Raw genomic sequence first — 20,471 nt, 5'->3', positions numbered from 1 at the left:
GAAAAAGGCTGGCTGCTGTGTTGCAAGGGTTCTTCTGACGCCTGGTTGTGGGTTTTTCCTACAACCGATTACCGGCATATCGATGGAAAGCGCATACGAAGATCAAAAAATCACAGCCTTCGGCAACCCCTACAGGTCGTACATCAAACCCGTGCAGGCGCTGCCGAAGGTTGCGATCTTTTGCTTTGATTCTTTAGGTACAGCGTCGCGCTGTAGATCAGTGGATCAGAAGCTCATCTGCCACTGCCCGATCAGCCCGTGATTGCGGCTGTTGTTGCCAATCTCGCCGCTGTAGCCGATGCCCACCGAATGCCGGGCGCTGATGCCCAGGTCCAGCCCGGCTTCCAGCACCAGGCTGTCGCGATCCAGCGAACTGCCATCGACACTGAACGCCGTGCCGCCTGTGACAAAGGCCTGGCGAGTCGAGTTGGTTACGTCGCCGTAAGTGTGTTTCCAGCCGGCGGTCATGCGCGGGGTCAGGCTCATGCCGTTGTCCAGGCTGCCCAAGTGCGCCAGGCGCAGGCCGAAGGTGGTGCTGAAGTTGTCCTGGGTTTGGCTGTCGACGTCCAGTGCCGCGGCGCCGCCTTTTTCCTGATAGCTGTCGCGGTGGTAGCGCTGATAGCCGAGGCTGGCGAACGGCTCGGCGCTGAGTCGGCCGCTGCCCATGGCGTAGCCGAGTTCGGCGAACGCCTGTTGGCTGTCGGCGTCGTAATCCCCTTTGGGCCGGTCGCTGAAACCGTTGAAGGCAATGGTGCGTTTGCTCTCGCCCTGATGACCGCTGTACGCCGCGCCAAGGCGCAGGGCCAGCGGGCCATTCTGATGCTGCGCGTAAACGCCGGCATGCCAGCTCTCGACATTGCCGTCGACGCCGGTCGCATCCAGATCGGTCTTGGAATAACCGCCCAGCACACCCACGCGCCATTGTGGGCTCAACGACCAGTCGGCACCCAGCACGCTGCCTTTGGTGCGTTGCTCCAGGCCGCTGCTGCCGTGTTCGCCATCGAGCTTGCCGTAGCCGCCGATGGCTTGCAGCCAGAGACGGCCGCGGGCATTCGGGTCGTTCAGGTTGCGTGCTGCAGTCGGTACGCCGTTGGCGGCAAGGATCGGCGTATCGCGCTGATCGAGGCCGACCATCAACCCCGGGCTGCCACCCATTTGCTGCATCGCCGAGAGCATGCTGCCACCGACCTGGCTGCTGGCGCCGAGGGTCGCGCTGGTCAGGTTGGCGTTGCTGGCGCCGCTCAATTGCTCGATCGCCGCGCCGGCGGTGGCGCTGGTGGTATTCAACAAGGCGTTGTACAGCGCGTTATTCCGGCCCAATGAAGCCAGGCTGTTGGCGGCGTTGCTGCCGTTGCCGCTGACGGCGAATTCGTTGAAGGCGACATCGTTGCGGGTGTAGGTCAGGTCGACCTGGGTCGGGGTGTACGCCAGCGTAGGCGTGAGGAAGGCGTAGTCGCTGGTGACCGTGCCGAAGGTCCCGTTGATGCGCGCAGCCTGCAGCACGGTGTAATGGCTTTGCCACGGATAAGTGCCGCTGCCGGGATTCACGGCCACAGTCGCACCGTTGAGGTTGGCCGTGCCGCCGACCTGCACCGGAGCGCTGCTGCCATCGGCATTCACGCCGTAGGCCAGGGTCGATGCACTGCCCATGTTCAGGTCGTGGACGATGGTCGCCGTGCCAAGGCCGGTGTTGGTTCGCAAGGTGCCGTTGACGTTGAGGTTGCCCACCGAACCACCGCCGGCGTACACGCCACCGGCGTCCACGGTCAGGCTGCCGGCAATGTCGCCCTGGTTGATCAGCGTCGCGCCGTTGCGCACGGCGCCGCCGTCGCTGAAATCGCCGCTGCCGGTGAGTGTCCAGGCGCCTTGTTGAACCTCCAGCCATTCAAAGTTGCGGCTGCTGCCGAAACTGCCACCCGCCGCGTCATCCATGACCACGCGGTCGTATCCGCTGCCGCCATCGACAGTGCCGATGAAACGGCTGCCGTTGCGCAGGGTCAGGTTGTCGTTGCCGCCACCCAAATCCAGCGCCAGACCGTCGCTGCCGCTGATGGTGCCGCCGTTGATCACGCGGTCGGCGAACTCACCGACGAATTTCACGCCGAAGCCGTCGAGGCCCTGAATGGTGCCGAAGTTATCCAGGGTGGTCGCCGCCACGCCGGCACCGCCACTGCCATCGTCGACCAGGATGGCGCTGTTGGCGCCGCTGATCAGCGCGCCCTTGGCGTTCAACACATATCCGCCGCCCAAGGCGATGCCTTCACTGCCGTTGGCGAAACCGTTCTTGTCCACGCCGCCAGCACCCACACCCTGGATGGTGCCGTAGTTTTCGATGTGAGCCAGGTTATCGATGTCCACGCCATCGCCGTCGCCATTGGCCTGCAATCCCGAATAGGCGCCGGTAATGGTGCCGTGGTTGATCACCGTGCCATCGCCATCGGAGCCGAAACCGGAACCGTTACGCCCGGTGATCTGCCCGTAGTTGGTCAAGGTCGCGCCAAGGTCAGTAGTGATGCCATGGCGACCGCCGTAGATGGTGCCGTAGTTGGTCACCGTCACGCCGATGGCCGAGTCGATATCGATACCGTCGAATTTCTCGTCGGCATTGTGCGAGTCGCCGGTGGAAATCTCGCCACGGTTGGTGATGGTCGCGTTGGCGCCGGTCTTCATGCCGTCGCTGGCATCGCCACGAATCAACCCGCCCGCGCGGTTGATGATGGTGGTCGTGGCCCCGGCGCTGCGCAGCGCATCCAGGTCCAGCCCCTGACCGGTTGTGGAGCGGATGGTGCCGCTGTTATCGATCAACAGGCTGCCGCTGGCGAAATTGCTGTCGATGCGCAGGGCATCGTTGAACCCCAGAATCTGCCCGCCGGCACGGTTGTAAATGCTGTAGTTGCGCGCCTGGGTCAGATCACCACTGCTGTCGATCGCCCTGCCGCCTGTGGAAAAAATTTTCCCCGCGTTATCAATCACCACGCCCACGCCTGCGGTACCGTCCTTGAGGCTGACAGCCTTACCGGCATTGGTAATGCTCCCCGGCGCCGAAATCGTCAAAGTGTCCGCACCACCCAGAGTTTGCGCGGTGGTGGTGGCAGTATCGATCTGCACGGTCTTGTAGGGTGCAGCCATGGCGCTGGTGCTGGTCAACAAGGCAATGACCAAGGCCAGTCGCTGGGGAGAGAAGGGCATTTGGGACGTCCGTTTTGTTATAAGCGGGGGCGTCCTGTATAGCGGTTGGTTTTTACAGATTGATGTACGAGAAGTGAAAACGATGGATCTGCATTGTTTTGCATATGCAAGTGAGGATTCGCGTTAAATCTGCATTTTAATGCGTTTCATCAGCCTGATATGAATGATGGAATGCACTATATTGCGTGTCATGCACCGAATTATTCGCGAAAAATGCATTTAAATGCAGGTGATAGTGAATGTATAACCTGACCTTGCAAATATTCACTGCCGGAAAATGGGACGACGTTTTGGTCCTGAGCTTCGACAATCCTGAAAAAGGTTTCGTCGTTTCGCCTGGCGCCGATCTATGACCTGGCCCCGATGGTGATGGATGACGAAGGTGTGACACGCACGACCAAATGGCCAAGGGAGCTGGAGCGAGCGGGGGATGTTGATTGGCGTGGGATTTGTCGTGCATTGGCTGATATTGCGGACCCTGATGATCCATTGGCAGCGCTGGCTGATGCGTCTGATTGTTTCGAGCGACTGCGTCAGGATGCGCAGCGCCTCGCGGCACTTCCCGACATCTTGAGCGCCAGCGGATTACCCGACGTGACGATGAATCACCCGCGAATCGCTTTGAAGAACCTGGAGCAACGTTTGAAAGAGTGGGATCTGAAATGAGCATGACCGTCGCCGAGCGTACGCAGCTCATAGAGGACATACGAGAAGGGCTCGCTCAAGGTTCGCTCGAGATAGGTGAAGCAGTCCGACGCCTGCGCGTCGAGGTCACCGGTTTGCACCAGACCCAATTTGCCAAGATGTGCAAAATCTCGGTACGCACACTGGTGCACATCGAGCATGGGGAAGGGAACCAGACGTTGAAGTCGTTGAACGCGGTGTTTCGGCCGTTCGGGATGAAGATGGGGGTTGTGCGGATTCGGCGGGATGTCGGCTGAAATCGTGATTGAAGATCAAAAGATCGCAGCCTGCGGCAGCTCCTGCGCAGAGACCCTGTAGGAGCTGCCGAAGGCTGCGATCTTTTGCTTTCAGGCGGTCAGCCGCGGCATTCGGCCAGGCCTTTGCGTTGTCCGGAGTCCGTCTGGTTTTCGTCGCTCAGCCACTTCTCGAACCCTGCCGCAACGGCCGGCCATTCCGAGTCGAGGATCGAGTACCACGCGGTGTCGCGGTTCTGGCCCTTGACCACCATGTGCTGGCGGAACACGCCTTCAAAGCTGAAACCCAGGCGCTCGGCGGCGTACTTGGAGCGGGCGTTGGCGTTGTTGCATTTCCATTCCAGGCGGCGGTTGCCCAGGGCGAAGGATTCCTTGGCCAGGAGGTAGATCGCCTCGGTGCTTTTCGGCGAGCGCTGCATGGGGGCGCCGAAGGTGACGTGGCCGATTTCGATGCGCCCCTGGGCCGGGACGATGGACATCAGGCTGAGGATGCCCTGCACCTCACCGCTGGCGCGGTCGATCACGCTGAAGAAGTACGGGTCGCTGTGGGCTGCGTGGTTGTTCAGCCAGTCGTTGAAGGCGCTGCGTTCCGGGAACGGGCCGTAAGGCAGGTAGTCCCAGAGTTTCGGATCGGCGCCGGGGCCTTGCAGGGCTTTGAACAGATCGTCGCCGTGACGCGCCGGGTCGAGTTTTTCCAGGCGGATGAAGCGCCCTTCGAGGGTTTGCACCGACGGTGGCTGAACGCCTTTCCAGTCGGCAAGTGAAGTCGGCATGGTGTTCTCCTTGAATCTTAAATGGCCTTGCGAAACTGAATGAAACCGGGACGTTCGGCGATGCGCTCGTAGAGCTGGATCGCAGTGGCGTTGGTTTCGTGAGTCAACCAGTGGACCTTGTTGCAACCATCAGCCTTGGCCGTGGCGTAGACGAATTCGATCAGCTTGCGGCCGACGCCGGTGCCGCGGGTTTCGGGCGCTACCAGCAAGTCTTGCAGATAGCAGGAGTTTTCGATGGCCCAGTTGGAACGGTGGTAGATGAAATGCACCATGCCTACCGCTTTGCCATCGGCCCAGGCCAGTGCGGCGTGGGTGGGTTCGCTCGGATCGAGCAGGCGCTGCCAAGTGCTTTGCGTGACAGTCTCGGGCAGTTCGGTTTTGTAGAAGCGCAGGTAGGTCTGCCACAGCGGCAGCCAGGCGGCGTGGTCGTCGGCGCTGACCTGGCGGATGTCGATCTGAGTCATGTTTTTTCCTTAACGCATCAAGTGGGCGAGGGCCTGGTCCTGCGCATCGGAGCTGGCAGCAAGCCCCTCGCGCACACCAGCGATGTCTGCGGGAGTGCGGTTCTGGCTGAGCTTGCGCTTGCCTTCCAGACGTTCGATCGGCACGGCGAAACCGACGATGGCCTTGAGCATGCCGTCGATGTAGTCGGCAGGCGCGTCGTCGACTTTCCACGGCTGGGCGCGACCGCTCTCATGGCGATCGGTCAGGGTGCTGACGATGTCGAGCAGCCGCCCGCCATCGCTGAACGTTTCGGCGCGGCCATAGGCGTGTACCGCGACGTAGTTCCAGGTCGGCACGACTTTGCCGTGCTCGGCCTTGCTCGGATAAAAGCCCGGGCTGACGTAGGCATCGGCACCGGAAAAAATCAGCAGGGCTTCGGCGCCGTCGCGCAGGTCCTTCCACTGCGGATTGGCCTTGGCCAGGTGCCCGTACAGCGTGCCGTTAGGGCCTTGTTCGCGATGCAGCAGCACCGGCACATGGCTGGCCTGCAGACCGTGCTCGCCGTGGGTCACCAGGATGGCCAGGCGAGTGGCGAGGATCAGTTCGTGCAGTTGGGACAAGTCATCGATGGCAAAAGTGCGGGGCGTGTACATGGCACAGATTTTCCTTGGCGAATGCGCTCATCCTAGGCAGGCTAATGGTCTGTTGTAAGAGCCATTAAAGAGCAATTTCATAGGTCCATTTCCATGCCGGACTCACCTGCGTTGCCATTCAACCCGGCGGGGATCGAGCTTGACCGTCACAAGGGTTTGAGCCGTCAGCTTTATCAAGCGCTACGCCTGCGCATTCTGGATGGAAGGCTTGCCAGTGGCACGCGGCTTCCCGCGACACGGGACCTTGCGGCAGCGCTGGCGATTTCACGCAACAGCGTGGTGCGTGCCTACGATCAGCTATATGCCGAAGGCTTCATTGAAGGGCGGGTCGGAGATGGCACCTATGTGGCTCGATTGCCTCAGTCCGAAAAACTATCCACAAAAGTATCCACAGGCTTTTCAACAGGCTTACCCACAGCCTTATCCACAAAATCGACAAATTTACCTGGGATTTCATCCAGTAAAGTTATCCACAGTGGGGCGCTGCAGCGCCTGGAAAATAACCATTTGCCTCGACCTCCCAGCGGGCCGCCCAAGGCTTTTCGAGTGGGCGTGCCGGCCTTCGATCTGTTCCCGTTCGACGTCTGGACCAAGCTGAACGCGGCTTTCTGGCGAAAACCGGATATGCAGCAGTTGTGTTATGGCGACCCGGCCGGGGATGCCCGGCTGCGCAGTCTGATTGCAGCCTATTTGCGCAGTTCCCGGGGCATGCAGTGCACGGCTGAACAAATTGTGATCACCAGTGGTGCGCAGCAGGCGATTAGCCTTTGTGCACAATTACTGGTGGAGCCCGGCGATGGCGTGGGCATCGAAAATCCGGGTTACCGCGCGGCCGGGCATGCGTTCGCGATGTCAGGGGGGCGTTTACAGGGGGTGCCGGTGGATGCCGAGGGCATGGATTGCGCGGCATTGGCGGCTTGTGGCGACTGCCGCGTGGCTTACGTTACGCCCTCACATCAGTATCCGACCGGCGTGGTCATGAGTCTCGCCCGACGCCTGGAACTGCTGGCCTGGGCCGAACGCACTCAGGGCTGGATCGTCGAAGACGACTACGATGGCGAATACCGCTATACCGGAGCGCCCCTGGCACCGTTGGCGGCACTCGACCGGCAGGGGCGCGTGTTGTATGTCGGCACCTTTGGCAAGGTCGCGTTTCCGGCGTTGCGCCTGGGGTATCTGGTGTTGCCACAGGGGCTGGTGGAGGCGTTTTCGCAACGGCGGGCGGTGGATGTCCGGCATTCCGAAGTCAGCACCCAAGTGGTCATGGCCGAATTCATGGCCGCCGGGCATTTCCAACGACACATACGTCGCATGCGCCGAGCCGCGCTCAGCCGCCGCAACACGCTGATGGAAGGCTGGCCCCAGCGGCTGGCGGGTGTCGGCAGCCTGCCCGCAGTGTCGGCCGGATTGCACCTGACGGTTTCTGTGGACAGTGTGGCCAGAGAGCGACAGTTGATTGAGCAAGCAGAAACGGTGGGTGTGGAAATCAATGGGTTGAGCAATTACTGGTTGCCCGATTCGGCAACGCCCATCGATCTGCGTGCCGGCCTTGTACTGGGATTTGCCGCGGTGCCGGAGCCGGCGATCGAATCGGCTCTGGCACGTTTGCGGCAGGTGTGGCGGGTTTGAATGAATCGTTGATTCAGGAAAAGAACACGCGGTTGGCCAGGGCCAGGCCGATCTCGCTGCGGTAGATGGCGATCAGGTCCTGGTCGCTCTGGCCACGCACATTGAACGCCCCTCCCAGCAGCCGTTGTCCCACGGTTTTCAAATGTGCAGCGGTGAACGATCCAACAGCCGCGTCAGCATCGGCATAGTGAAAGTGTGCATACCACAGCACCTTGCGGGTTTTGTGGTCGAGCACTTCGTATTCATCCAAATAGTCCTTGCGCGACCCTTTGAGCCGGCGACGAGGGGGCTTTTTCGAGATCTCCACTTCTCTTTTCTCCTTGAGCCACTCGACCCGGGCCGCCGTCGGAGGCTGTTGCTTGATCATTTGCACGCGGCTGCCGTGACCTTTTTCATCAAGCGCTGTTGCGGCCGCGTCGAGACGCTTGATCAGCGCCGCGGCAGACGTTGCGGGATCGTCGGTGAGATTGAGCGCGGTCAACGCGGAGTCGATCGCTTCCCCGGCCTCGCGCAGGCGTTTGCCATGCCGTTGGTAGATCTCTTCGATTTCGACCGGAATGCGTTGTGGCGGTTTGGCGTAGGTTTCAGTGCGTTTATGGAAGTCTGCCAGGTCATCCAGCAGGGCCTGTCCGGCTTCGACACTTTTCCCCAAGTCGAGCGCCGCTTTGATCGGCGGTGCTTTGGGAGTGACTCTCTCGAGCCATTCCCCAGGTTTTTTTTCGTGAAACGTGGCGATGATCTTGCCGGTAAGGGGGGATTTCACATCGACCAGATTGGCCTGCTCACCGTCGGCGCTCGCTCGCGGTTCGCCGATCAGTGTGCCTTTGTACCGGGTCTTGATGACTTTTTTCGGTTGGGGAGTCGAGAGTCTGGACGGCCCGGGAACCGGTTCGACGAGCCGTCGTTCGCGAAGCATATTCGCCAGTCGGTCAACGGTGTCTTTGTTGAAGCCTGCGGTAATCGTGCGTACCTGATCGAGGCGCTCTGTTTCGATCTGCTCCGGGTATTGATCGACGAAGTCGAGGAAGCGTTGATCAATCACCGCAAACTGCTCTGCCAGATTGCTCATCGCCTCGATGCGCTCACCGAGATTGAGCAGGGTTTCGTCAGTGCTCAGTTCCTGCGAGCTCTGGATATTCATGGCGGCATCATCGATCAGGGTTTCCAGCACTTGCATGGCGTCCAGCGAGGGCTCTTGAGGGCCGGCTTTGAGGCACAGTTCGCCTCCCAGCGAGACCCGCAGCAGCTTGAGCTCATTGATGGAGTAGCGAGGCAGCTTTTTGCGGTAGGCATGGCTGACCTCGACGGCCTCCTTGCCCAACAGGCTCAGTTCCTGAAAGCGTGAATGCGCGGACTCGATCTTCTCGATCACGCCCTGCGCCTGGTCGCTCAATTTTTCGTAGGTTGTTAAATGTTCTTTCGAGGGTGGCGTGGTTTCTTCGTCAATCCACGCCATGGTTTTGTTCAGGTTTTCGCGAAACCCGGCCAAGGATTCATCCAGCCACGACTGCGCCAGAAACAACTGCAGCGATAAGCGATCGAGCATCGCCGTGCGGTAATTGGGAATGGCCTCCAGAATGTTCAGGGCCTTGAGGTCCCGAATGTGGTCGTCATAGGCCTTGTACTGCCTATCGAGCATGTCCAGAAACTGTTGTCGCGCACTTACGGCGGTCTCCGGTCCGGCCTTGAGCATTTTTTGGCGCGCATCTGCCCGCTCTTGATGCATGTCTTCCTGCTTATTATCGAACGCTGTCAGCGCGGCCCTCTTTTGCATCAGCTTCGCCTGGTTTTCCAGCTGCAATTTCTTGAGCCGACGGCTCAACCCACCTCCGCGCAGGCGTAATCGAAGATCGATGACCCACTGACCGCTGGCGCTGTGGGTCAACACCGGTCCCATGCGCCCAGGCTGCTGACGTGAATCGATGATTTGCACCAGCCCCTCGTCATTGAGTTCCACCTCGAACCAGCGTTCGCCCACCGGCGCGTACCACTTCTGCGCATGCGCATAGAGGTGTTGATAGGCCCCCTCGCTTGCAGGCTCGCCCAGCGCCACGGGCTTGGGGATTTTCAGGGCATCCAGTACCGATGCCAGGCCCGGCCGCGAGCGGTTTAGCGCGTTGATCGCGTTGAGTGATGTTTCATGGGTGGCGGGAAGGTCGTTGCCGCTGATGTTCGGCAAACGCAAGATCGCTGGTGTTTTCGGAAGGATCTTTTCCGGGAGTTTTTCCGCCGGTGAAACAGGCGCTTGCGCCGATGCGCGCGCCGGTTGTGCGCGGGTTGCCGCGCGATGGGCGAGGACCATGCCCAGCGCCATCAGAATATCGGTCAAGGCCGTCCAGTCGAGCGTGGCCTGTTCCTCGTTCCCCGAATCGCTGATGGCTTGCATGTCGTCCATGATTTGCCAGATCCACGCGGCAGCGCCAACAGTCCGGCCCAGGAACGGCAGTGCCGCGTTGAACATCAGCCAGCCACCCTGCTTGAGCGTCGCCCAGCGCGCCTCGGCGTTGGACACCGACTGCCGATCTGCCTGGGTGATCATCGCGTCAACGGCCGACTTGAAGAGCGTGTCCAGCAGATCCTGTTCGATGATGCTTGCAGACAGCGTGACGGGGCCGCTCATGTCGAGCGCGGTCGTGGGGTCAACCAACAACTGCGGCACCACCCAGATTGACGGCAATTTCGCTGGAAACACGTATTGGCTGTAGTTGAAACGGGCCCTGTCTGGCAACCAGGCCAGCACCGATTCCCTCAGTGACCTGGAATGCTGGATTGCGTAGAGCAGATTGCTTTGCGACGGATATTGAAGCAACGGCGGGTTCAGTAACGGCCGATAGAGCACGCAAGGTCCCATGTCGATCTGCCGTGGCCCGATGATGAACATGTTGGCGACTTTGTCAGGCGTGGTATCCGCACGGTGCGACGGGATGAAGGCCAGCGGGCGGACCACGATGTCTTGTCCGTCCACCTTTCGATCCGTGGGGGAGGACGCTAAGGCGGCGATCACGTATCGATAACCCTGTTCGTCCAGCCCCGCGTTGCCGCGGATTTTTTGCTGCAACGCCAGTAACGGCAGCTCCACCGGCAATTGGCTGGTGTAGAGGCGTCTAAGGGCTCGAGCCTGGTTCGAGTCGTCGATCAGCCGGCTTTTGAGCATCTCGGGATAGGCCGCGCCGATGTTGACCGTGGTGACCAGTCGTTCCAGATAGTCAGGGGTCATCCAGGTGGGCAACGCAGAGTCGTCCGTGTAACGCACCGTCTTGTTCCCCCGAGGCAATCCCGCCAGGTTTTGCAGCGCCAGTTCGGTGAGCGATAACGTCAGGGTGTCGGTTTGTCCCGGTAAAACGAAGGTGCCCCAGACCACCAGGCTGGTGATGCTGATCTCGACATTGTCGAGCCTCACGTTGCTTGCCTGCGGGTGATCCTGGCGTATTTGTCTGGTCAGTGCGTCCAGTGTGAACGCATGAATGTCGGGAATTTCGCTTTGAAAGGTTTTACCGGCGTTGCGGTGTTGCAAGACCGTCAGGTCCATCAGGTGTCGGCTGTAACTCGCTTGATCCGTAGGGGACGCGTTGTCCAGCCACGGCGGTAGCAAAGGCTGCATCCGATCAAAATGGGATTGGAGTCGCAAAGGAGGGACATCGCTTGGACCGAGGTTGCCGAGGTGAGGGTAGGGGGCGATTTTGTCCACAGTCTTGAAAAAATTGATCTTCCCGATGGCATCCGCCTCCAGGGCAATCAAGGTGCAGGCCTGGTGGTCGAAAAAGTTGCCTTCGGGCTCGACCAGTCGCCAGTTCAGACTGTTGTCCGTGGGGCTGGTCAGATACGCATCGGCCAGGGACTGACCCAATGCATCGAACGTATCGAACGACTTGAACCCTTGGGTGATCGAGTGCGTCAGTATCAGCGTTCGGTCAGCGAGGGAACCGACCAGCACGGTGATGTCGAGCACATTGAGGTGCGTGCGCGTGGTGCCCTCGACCTGATCAAGGTCGACCAGGCAAGCGCGGATTTTGTACTTGTCCGTGGGTAGACGCTGTTGCTTGTCGGGTGCGTTGTAGACGGCCTTGACCATCGCCTGCCGGTCCGCGTCCAGGCCAAGGGGCGCGCTGACATTCCACATGCCGCGCAATGAGTCCGACAGCTCATACCAGCGTGGTTCTGCGGAGTGGGTGAGTTCGCTCCAGTAGTCGACCTGTTGTTCCTGATAAGCCACAAACAGCAACGGTGCGAGTTCGTTGATCAGCAGGCCTATGGCATTGATCTTCACCGGGATTTGAATCGCCGGTTCGACCCTTGGTTGCAGGGTCAGAAAGTGCTCACCGTCGATTAGGGTCACGGTGGAGCCGGACAACCCGAGTCGCACCAGGATGTTGGTGAGTGATTCGAACCGAGGGCGGCCGGCAATGACGTCTTCACCGTCGATCAACCAGTGGGGTGTGACGACCATTGCCAGTTGCGGATCGATCTCCAGGTTCGGGTACAGCGTTTTCAGCGCAAGGCGTAATGCATTCGATGCCACATCGGTGAGCGAGGGGCCGGTCACCAGCTGGGTCAGTACATCAACAGCGCTGGGCGTGGAGTGTTCGGGCATGGATCATTTCCTTGTCTAACCGTTGAGGCGCGTGTGCGCCGGAGAGCGGCAAGGTAGAGAGCTGATCCGAATGTCCGGTGGTAGATAGATACTGCGAGGAAATGCCCCCTGTAGGAGCGGACTCGCTCCTGCAGGAGTGCTGTTGTCAGGTACCGGACTTGATCTTGGTCCAGGCCCGGGTCCGTGCCCGTTCGGCATCCCGCGGCAGCGGTTGCAGGGTGTAGAGCGTGCTCATAGCCGTTTCGGTCGGGTACAGGTTCGGGTTGTTGCGGATCGATGGGTCGACCAACTCGGTGGCGTCCTTGTTCGGGTTCGGGTAGCCGACGAAGTCGCTGACGGGTGCAATCACCTGGGGTTGCAGCAAGTAGTTGATGAAGGTGTAGGCGTCCTCAGGATTCTTCGCGCCTTTTGGAATGGCCAGCATATCGAACCAGATCGGCGCGCCTTCCTTGGGCAGGCGCATGTCGACGATCACGCCGTTCTTGGCTTCCTTGGCACGGTTGGCAGCCTGGGAGAAGCTGCCCGAGTATCCGACCGCGACGCAGATGTCGCCGTTGGCGATGTCGGCCATGTACTTCGAGGAATGGAAGTAGGTGACGTATGGACGGATCTTCATCAGCAGGGCTTCAGCCTTGTCGTAGTCCGCCGGCTTCTTGCTGTTCGGGTCCAGGCCGAGGTGTTGCAGGGCCAGCGGCAGGATCTCCGACGGCGAGTCGAGCAGGGCGACGCCGCACTGCTTGAGCTTGCTGATGTTCTCTTCCTTGAAGATCAGGTCCCAGCTGTCCACCGGCGCATTGTCGCCTAGCACGGCTTTGACCTTGTCCGGGTTGAAACCAATCAGGATGGTGCCGTACATGTAGGGCACGGCGAATTTGTTGCCCGGGTCGTTGGCCTCGATGAGCTTCATAAGCTTGGGGTCGAGGTGATTCCAGTTCGGCAGCTTGCTGCGGTCCAGCGGCTGGAACACGCCGGCTTCGATCTGCTTGGCGAGGAACACGTTGGATGGCACCACCACGTCGTAGCCGGAGTTACCGGTCAGCAACTTGGCTTCCAGGGCCTCGTTGGTGTCGAAAATGTCGTAGACCAGTTTGGTCTGGGTGTTCTGCGCCTTGAAGTCTTCCAGGGCCTTGGGGGTGATGTAGTCGAACCAGTTGTAAACGCGCAAGGTTCGTTCTTCGGCGTGGGCGGCGCCACTGAGCACCGTGGCGCAGAGCGCTGGTGCGATAAAACGCGTGAGTCTGTTCATGGCGTCATTTCCCCTGGGCGCTTTCAAAGCCTTCGAGCACGTTCACGGCGTTGATGCCGATTTCTTCCACCGCATAACCGCCTTCCATGACGAACAGCGTTGGTTTGCCCAGGCCCGCGATGCGCTTGCCCATGGCCAGGTAATCCGGGCTGTCGAGTTTGAATTGCGAGATCGGGTCGTCCTTGAAAGTGTCGACGCCCAAGGACACGACGATGATGTCGGCGCCGTAGCTTTCGATCTCCTTGCAGGCCTGTTCCAGCGCCGCGCTCCAGACATCCCAGCCGGAACCGGCGGCCAGCGGATAGTTGAAGTTGAAGCCTTCGCCGACGCCTTCGCCCAGTTCGTCGTCGTAGCCGAGGAAGAACGGGAACTCGGCTTCCGGGTGGCCGTGAATCGAGGTGAACAGCACGTCGCTGCGCTCGTAGAAAATCGACTGGGTACCGTTGCCGTGGTGATAGTCGACGTCGAGGATCGCGACTTTCTTGTGGCCCTGATCGAGGAAGGCCTGGGCGGCGATGGCGGCGTTGTTCAGGTAGCAGTAGCCCCCCATCAAGTCGCCAGCGGCGTGGTGTCCCGGTGGACGGCACAGGGCGAAGGCACTGTGGGCGCCGCGCTGGATTTCAGCCTGGGCGGTAAGGGCAACTTGCGCGGCGCTGTAGGCGGCTTGCCAGGTACCGGCGGTGATCGGCGCCCCGCCGTCGAAGCTGTAGTAGCCGAGTTCGCCGTGCAGGCTGGTGGGTTTTTTCTGGCGCAGGGTGCGAGCTGGCCAGGTGTACGGCAGCAGGTCGCCGTCGGTGTTGAATTCGGTCCAGCGGGCCCAGGCGCCTTTGAAGAAGTCGAGGTAGTCGCGGCTGTGGATGCGCGCAATCGGCTCGAGGCCGAAATCCTTCGGCCCTTGCACCGGGCCGAGTTCCTGCTTTTGCACGCGCGCCAGCACGTGGTCGGCACGGGACGGCATCTCGAAGCAGGGCTTGAGCTGGCCGTCGATCAATTCGCAACGGCCGTGGTGCAGGTGGTGATCATCCGAGTAGATCGTCAGCATTTCTTGTTCTCCGCAGGCTGATTCGGTTTGAACACAGTCTTGCGGCGCGGGCGGATTTGGAGAACGGCAGGAAAGGCCAAAAGGGGATCGATATGGCCAAAACGTTTGACCGGAATTCGCCCCTTACAATGCGTGGAATGCAAAACCCTGTGGGAGCGGGCTTGCTCGCGAAGACGGTATTCCGGCCGACGAAAATGAGTCGGATGTACCGACCTCTTCGCGAGCAAGCCCGCTCCCACAGGTTATCCGTGTGGCCTGAACTGGCTGGGAGCCACACCGCTCCAGCGCACGAAGGCATGCCGAAAGCTTGCGGTCTCGCTGAAGCCCAACGCTTCGGCAATCCGGTAGATCGGCATCTGATCCTCGCAGAGCATCTGCTTGGCCTGCTCGAAACGCAATTCGTCCAGCAGTTCCTGATAGCTGCAACCCATGTCCTTGAGATGCCGGCGCAAGGTTCGCGTGGAGCAGTTCATCTGTTCGGCCAGGCCTTCCAGGCCCGGCGCCGCATTCAGTTGCGCGCTGAGCAGTTGGCGAATCCGTCCCAGCCACGCCTGGCGCCCGGTGAACTCGGTGTTCTGTTTGCGGCAGCGTTCGGCCATGGCCTGGTGGGTGATGGCGTCCGCCAGTGGCAGGGGTTGCTCCAGCCATTTTCTGTCGAAGGCGAAAGCGTTGTCCTGCGCGCCGAAATGCAGCGGGCAGTCGAAGGGGTGGGCGTAGGACGCCTGATAGTCGGGCGCGGCGTGTTCGAAGCGCGCACCAAGCAGTGGCAGTGGATGGCCGAGCAGGTCATCGCAGGTGACCTTCAGCGATACCAGGCAAAACTCGGCATTGAACACCGCCATGGCCGGGCTCTCGCGGTAATCGGCGGCGGCGAACCAGACGCGCTCGCCATCCTCCTCCAGGCGCAACTCGAAAAGTGTTCCCAGCAGCGCCGGATAGCGTATCGCCAAGCGCAATGCGTCACCGAAGGTGGCACAGGTGAGCAGGGCGTAACCGAGGATGCCGTAGGACGACACGTGCATGCGTCGACCCAGCTCCAGGCCGATGTCGTGCTTGAGGGCGACGGCGTTGGCGCAGACCTGCATCTCCTGGTTGGTGGTGATGCGAGTGTCGGCCCGGTTGAGATCCGCCGCGCTGATGCCACTGCCGGCCAGCAGGGCCTCGCTCGACAGACCTTCGGCCTTGAAGGTGTTGAGCACCAGGGAAACGGCGTTGAGGGTGGTGAGATGGGAGTGGAGCATGGTTGGCTTCCAGCCTTGGGGGTGCTGAAAGGTGAGCAAATTGTGTGCCGCACAAAGTTGCTGTCTGTAGGAGCGAGGCTTGCCCGCGAAGCTTTTGACTGACTTGTGGACGCCTTCGCGGGCAAGCCTCGCTCCTACAGGGTGGTGGGGTGGTTGTCAGCTGAGTTCGCCGCAGAGATCGAGTTCTACGAGGCGGCGTACTTCTGCGGTGTCCAGGCCTGCGCCCAACAGGCCGTGCAGCTTGCCGAACGCCGCTTCGCGGGTCATGCCGCCACCGGACAACACACCGACACCACGCAAGCGGCTGCCCGCTTCATAAACGTCCAGCTCCACGCCGCCTTCATGGCACTGCGTCACCGCCACTACCGCCACGCCCTTGTCCCGCGCCCGCTTGAGGCTTGCGAGGAACGCCGGGTTGTCGCTCGGGCCGGTGCCGCTGCCGTAGCACTCCAGCACCAGACCCTGAATGCCGCTGTCGATCAGACCGTCGACGATCTCGGCGCGGATGCCGGGAAAGAGTGGCAGCACCGCGACGTTCGCCAATTGCCTGGGCTGGTTGTAGCCAAGCGCTGCCGGCAGCGAAGCCGCCTTGGTCCCACCACCCTGACGCTCCAGGCGTTTGAACGGGTGGCGGCCGAAACTGCGCACCTTCGCGCAGCGGGTCGGGTCCAGCACTTCGCCGTGAAAGTACAGGTGCACACCCGGCGCCAGGCCCTGGCCTAGGGCGACCAGCGCGCCGCCAAGGTTTTCCCAGGCATCGCTGTCGGTGACGCCGGCCGGCAGCATCGAGCCGGTGAAGCACACGCGAGCCTTAAGGCCGAGCAGCTGGAAGCTCATGGCCGCGGCGCTGTAGGCCAGGGTGTCGGTGCCGTGCAGGATCAGCACGCTGTCGCAACCTTGCACGTCGACCGCCTCAACCACCGCTTCGCGCAGTTGCTGCCAGTAGGTCGGGGTCATGTTGGCGCTGTCGATCAGCGGCGACATTTCGCGAAAGCGCCACTGCGGTACCACCAGTTCGGGTTGGCTGGTGAGGTATTCGCGCATCCGCGCTTCGAAGCCGGACGCCGGAGCCAGGCCGTTGGCGCTGGCCTGCATGCCGATCGTGCCGCCGGTGTAGAGCACCATGATGTGCTGGGCGGCAGGGTAGTTATTGGCAATCATTTGGAGGCCTCCGCTAGAGATGATGTGTGGGAGCGAGCCTGCTCGCGATAGCGATTCGTCAGTGACCCCGGATTCGAATGTGCCGCCGTCATCGCGAGCAGGCTCGCTCCCGCAATGGGCGCACTTTAACTGACCGATTGGCAAAAAACGCGCAAAAAAAAGGGCCTGGAGAGTGATCTCCAAGCCCTCAAAAGGTGAGAGGTGTCTAGTCCCTCGACCTGGTGAGCGGTGCTACTGGTGTTGCGTCGGATCAGGCTTTAAGCGGAACCAGACGTGGAGCGATCATGTTTTCCGGGCGCAGGATGTCGGCGAGCATGGCGTCGTCGAGCAGACCTTCTTCGCGCACCAGTTCCAGCACGCCGCGGCCGCTTTCCAGAGCGATACGGGCGATGCGGGTGGCGTTTTCGTAGCCGATGTACGGGTTCAGCGCGGTGACCAGGCCGATCGAGTGCTCGACCAGTTCACGGCAACGTTCTTCGTTGGCGGTGATACCGGTGATGCAGTGCTCGCGCAGCATGTCCATGGCGCGTTGCAGCAGGCGGATCGAGTCGAGGATCTTGAAGGCGATCAGCGGCTCCATCACGTTCAGCTGCAGCTGGCCGCCTTCGGCTGCCATGGTCAGCGCCAGGTCGTTACCGATGACCTGGAAGGCCACCTGGTTGACGGCTTCCGGAATAACCGGGTTGACCTTGCCTGGCATGATCGAGCTGCCTGGCTGACGCGCTGGCAGGTTGATCTCGTTGATGCCGGTGCGCGGGCCGCTGGACAGCAGGCGCAGGTCGTTGCAGATCTTCGACAGCTTGACCGCGGTACGCTTGAGCATGCCGGAGAACAGGACGAAGGCGCCCATGTCGGAGGTGGCTTCGATCAGGTCGGCTGCCGGTACCAGCGGGTGACCGCTGATGGTGGCCAGGCGCTGAACGGCCAGGTGCTGGTAGCGCGGGTCGGCGTTGATGCCGGTACCGATCGCGGTGCCGCCCAGGTTCACTTCGGTCAGCAGCTCAGGTGCCAGGGTTTTCAGGCGTGCCAGGTCTTCGCCCAGGGTGGTGGCGAAGGCGCGGAATTCCTGGCCGAGGGTCATCGGCACGGCGTCTTGCAGTTGGGTACGGCCCATTTTCAGGACGTGGGCGAACTCTTCGCCTTTGGCCGCGAACGACTGGATCAGGCTGTCGAGGCTGGCCAGCAGCGCGTCGTGACCCAGCAGCAGACCCAGACGGATCGCCGTCGGGTAGGCGTCGTTGGTCGACTGCGCCATGTTCACGTCGTTGTTCGGGTGCAGGTACTGGTATTCGCCTTTCTGGTGACCCATGGCCTCCAGTGCGATGTTGGCGATCACTTCGTTGGCATTCATGTTGGTCGAAGTGCCAGCGCCGCCTTGAATCATGTCCACCACGAACTCTTCGTGGAAATCGCCGCGGATCAGACGGGCACAGGCCTCGCTGATGGCTGCGTGCTTGGCTTCGCTCAGGTGACCCAGTTCGCGGTTGGCGTCAGCGGCGGCCTGTTTGACCATCGCCAGGCCGACTACCAGTTTCGGGTAGTGGGAAATCGGCACGCCGGAGAGACGGAAGTTATTCACCGCTCGCAGGGTCTGGATGCCGTAATACGCTTGAGCAGGTACTTCGAGTTTGCCAAGCAGGTCTTTTTCTGTGCGGAAGGATGCAGCGGAGGACATGATAGAAATCATCTCGATATGGACCCGGTCTGTGCCGGAACACTGCAAATGCTAGGCTTGTGGAGAGTTTAGAGCCAATGCTGTTAAACACTGACCTATGCATATTCGGCATAATGTCCGTGTGACGCCGCGTTGGTGGCGAGCGTGTGACCTATTTTGGTGCGTGTCCGGGAGGACGTGATGAATCTGGAAAGTAAATGGCTGGAGGACTTCAGTGCCCTGGCCGCCACCCGCAGCTTCTCCCAGGCGGCGGAACGGCGCTTCGTGACGCAGCCTGCGTTCAGCCGGCGGATCCGCAGCCTGGAGGCCGCGCTGGGGCTGACGCTGGTCAACCGCTCGCGCACGCCAGTGGAGCTGACGGCGGCCGGGCAGTTGTTCCTGGTCACCGCGCGCACCGTGGTTGAACAGCTCGGCGAAGTGTTGCGCCATCTTCACCATCTGGAAGGCGGGCAGGGCGAGGTGATGCAGGTCGCCGCCGCCCACTCGCTGGCCCTGGGCTTCTTCCCGCGCTGGATCGCCCAACTGCGCAATGAAGGCTTGAACATCGCCACGCGGCTGGTGGCGACCAACGTCGGCGACGCCGTGCATGCACTGCGTGAAGGTGGCTGCGATTTGATGCTGGCGTTCTACGACCCGGATGCGGCAATGCAGATGGACCCGGAAATCTTCCCGTCCTTGCACCTTGGCCACACCGAAATGCTGCCGGTGTGTGCGGCGGATGCCGATGGCAAGCCGCTATTCGATCTGGAAGGCGAGGGCAGTGTGCCGTTGCTGGCCTACAGTGCCGGCGCGTTTCTCGGGCGCTCGGTGAACATGCTGCTGCGCCAGCGGGCGCTGCGCTTTACCACTGTTTACGAGACTGCCATGGCCGATAGCCTGAAAAGCATGGCCTTGGAAGGCCTCGGGATCGCCTGGGTACCGCAACTGAGCGTGCGTGCGGAACTGGCTCGTGGTGAGCTGGTGGTGTGCGGCGGGCCGCAGTGGCATGTGCCGCTGGAAATTCGCCTGTATCGCTGCGCGCTGGTGCGCAAGGCCAACGTGCGGTTGTTGTGGCGCAAGCTGGAGGGTGGGGCTGCGCAGGGTACATGAGTGGCGTCTGTAAGATCGACAAGATCGCAGCCTTCGGCAGCTCCTACACTGAACCATGCAGGAGCTGCCGAAGGCTGCGATCTTTTGATCTTTTTGATTGACCTTAAGGTCAATAAAACCGGCACTTTGCGCCGTATGACAGATGGTCGAAACAGGGGCTGTTTATCTGCCGTATTGCGGTATACTGCGCGGCCTTCGGCCGGTTTGACCGGCTATTTTTCGTACAATTCAAGCCACGCATAATGCGTGGCTTGTTGTTTTTGACGCGCCCGCGGGCGCCCAGAGAGAAGAGGCTCGACGATGAGTGCACTGGTTGGCGTGATCATGGGCTCCAAGTCCGATTGGTCCACCCTTAGCCACACCGCCGATATGCTGGAAAAGCTCGGCATCCCCTACGAGGTGAAAGTGGTCTCTGCCCACCGCACCCCGGACCTGCTGTTCCAGTACGCTGAGGAAGCCGAAGCCCGTGGCATCGAGGTGATCATCGCCGGTGCCGGTGGCGCGGCTCACCTGCCTGGCATGTGTGCGGCCAAGACCCACCTGCCGGTACTCGGCGTGCCGGTGCAATCGGCAATGCTGTCGGGCGTCGATTCGCTGCTCTCCATCGTGCAGATGCCAGCCGGTATTCCGGTTGCCACTCTGGCTATCGGTAAAGCCGGTGCGATCAACGCAGCGCTGCTGTCGGCGAGCATCCTGGGCGCCAAGCACCCGCAGTTCCACGACGTGCTGAAAACCTTCCGCGCTGAGCAGACTGACAGCGTCCTGGAAAATCCAGACCCACGCATCGCCTGAGGTTGTTG

Annotated in this window: 14 protein-coding genes and 1 pseudogene; 5 read left to right on the top strand and 10 right to left on the bottom strand. The window is 61.1% G+C overall.

Going from position 1 to position 20,471, the window contains the following annotated elements:
* Window positions 1-225 precede the first annotated feature (225 nt).
* Complete coding sequence (locus tag HNO86_RS03305) at window positions 226-3,189, bottom strand: autotransporter domain-containing protein (RefSeq protein WP_175375604.1); 2,964 nt, start codon at window positions 3,187-3,189, stop codon at window positions 226-228.
* Window positions 3,190-3,510: 321 nt separating this feature from the next.
* On the opposite strand from HNO86_RS03305, the pseudogene HNO86_RS03300 reads away from it, so the two are divergent.
* Both HNO86_RS03300 and HNO86_RS03295 read left to right on the top strand, forming a co-directional pair.
* A pseudogene (locus tag HNO86_RS03300) lies at window positions 3,511-3,855 on the top strand (type II toxin-antitoxin system HipA family toxin); the annotation flags it as partial.
* Window positions 3,852-4,130 carry a helix-turn-helix domain-containing protein gene (locus HNO86_RS03295; protein ID WP_175375603.1) on the top strand — a complete coding sequence of 93 codons (279 nt, stop codon included), beginning with the start codon at window positions 3,852-3,854 and terminating at the stop codon, window positions 4,128-4,130. The pseudogene HNO86_RS03300 and the gene HNO86_RS03295, both read left to right, overlap by 4 nt.
* A 98-nt stretch (window positions 4,131-4,228) precedes the next feature.
* On the opposite strand, the gene HNO86_RS03290 is transcribed toward HNO86_RS03295, so the two are convergent.
* The 3 genes from HNO86_RS03290 to HNO86_RS03280 are packed head-to-tail and all read right to left on the bottom strand — an operon-like array spanning window position 4,229 to window position 5,997.
* Window positions 4,229-4,900 carry a GNAT family N-acetyltransferase gene (locus HNO86_RS03290; protein WP_175375602.1) on the bottom strand — a complete coding sequence of 224 codons (672 nt, stop codon included), beginning with the start codon at window positions 4,898-4,900 and terminating at the stop codon, window positions 4,229-4,231.
* A 17-nt stretch (window positions 4,901-4,917) separates the two neighbouring features.
* Entirely contained in the window at window positions 4,918-5,364 is a 447-nt protein-coding gene (locus tag HNO86_RS03285) for a GNAT family N-acetyltransferase (protein WP_175375601.1), read from the bottom strand.
* Window positions 5,365-5,373: 9 nt separating this feature from the next.
* Window positions 5,374-5,997 carry an FMN-binding negative transcriptional regulator gene (locus HNO86_RS03280; protein WP_175375600.1) on the bottom strand — a complete coding sequence of 208 codons (624 nt, stop codon included), beginning with the start codon at window positions 5,995-5,997 and terminating at the stop codon, window positions 5,374-5,376.
* A 93-nt stretch (window positions 5,998-6,090) separates the two neighbouring features.
* Between HNO86_RS03280 and HNO86_RS03275 the strand changes: the two genes are divergently transcribed.
* Window positions 6,091-7,626, top strand: a complete 1,536-nt coding sequence (locus tag HNO86_RS03275; protein ID WP_175375599.1) for a PLP-dependent aminotransferase family protein — start codon at window positions 6,091-6,093, stop codon at window positions 7,624-7,626.
* 13 nt (window positions 7,627-7,639) lie between these two features.
* On the opposite strand, the gene HNO86_RS03270 is transcribed toward HNO86_RS03275, so the two are convergent.
* The 6 genes from HNO86_RS03270 to aspA form a co-directional block, all read right to left on the bottom strand.
* Entirely contained in the window at window positions 7,640-11,698 is a 4,059-nt protein-coding gene (locus HNO86_RS03270) for a dermonecrotic toxin domain-containing protein (RefSeq protein WP_306167725.1), read from the bottom strand.
* Window positions 11,699-12,362: 664 nt separating this feature from the next.
* Window positions 12,363-13,463, bottom strand: coding sequence for a polyamine ABC transporter substrate-binding protein (locus tag HNO86_RS03265; protein ID WP_175375597.1), 1,101 nt, complete (start codon window positions 13,461-13,463; stop codon window positions 12,363-12,365).
* Window positions 13,464-13,467: 4 nt separating this feature from the next.
* Window positions 13,468-14,505, bottom strand: a complete 1,038-nt coding sequence (locus HNO86_RS03260; RefSeq protein WP_175375596.1) for a histone deacetylase family protein — start codon at window positions 14,503-14,505, stop codon at window positions 13,468-13,470.
* A 242-nt stretch (window positions 14,506-14,747) separates the two neighbouring features.
* Entirely contained in the window at window positions 14,748-15,746 is a 999-nt protein-coding gene (locus HNO86_RS03255; protein ID WP_175375595.1) for an AraC family transcriptional regulator, read from the bottom strand.
* 156 nt (window positions 15,747-15,902) lie between these two features.
* Window positions 15,903-16,907 (bottom strand): asparaginase, encoded by a 1,005-nt coding sequence (locus HNO86_RS03250; protein ID WP_175375594.1) that lies wholly within the window; start codon window positions 16,905-16,907, stop codon window positions 15,903-15,905.
* Between the two features lie 250 nt (window positions 16,908-17,157).
* On the bottom strand, window positions 17,158-18,582 hold the full coding sequence (gene aspA / locus HNO86_RS03245; RefSeq protein ID WP_175375593.1) for an aspartate ammonia-lyase: 1,425 nt from the start codon (window positions 18,580-18,582) through the stop codon (window positions 17,158-17,160).
* Window positions 18,583-18,762: 180 nt separating this feature from the next.
* Here aspA and HNO86_RS03240 point away from each other — a divergent pair, with 180 nt between their 5' ends.
* Both HNO86_RS03240 and purE read left to right on the top strand, forming a co-directional pair.
* Window positions 18,763-19,671 carry a LysR substrate-binding domain-containing protein gene (locus HNO86_RS03240; protein ID WP_175375592.1) on the top strand — a complete coding sequence of 303 codons (909 nt, stop codon included), beginning with the start codon at window positions 18,763-18,765 and terminating at the stop codon, window positions 19,669-19,671.
* Window positions 19,672-19,971: 300 nt separating this feature from the next.
* Window positions 19,972-20,463, top strand: a complete 492-nt coding sequence (purE, locus tag HNO86_RS03235; protein WP_175375591.1) for a 5-(carboxyamino)imidazole ribonucleotide mutase — start codon at window positions 19,972-19,974, stop codon at window positions 20,461-20,463.
* Window positions 20,464-20,471: the final 8 nt, after the last annotated feature.

It is taken from the genome of Pseudomonas sp. C1C7 (assembly GCF_013359595.1).
GTDB lineage: Bacteria > Pseudomonadota > Gammaproteobacteria > Pseudomonadales > Pseudomonadaceae > Aquipseudomonas.
The sequence above is the reverse complement of the archived record's forward strand: the minus strand, read 5'-3'. Positions and strand labels throughout refer to the sequence as shown.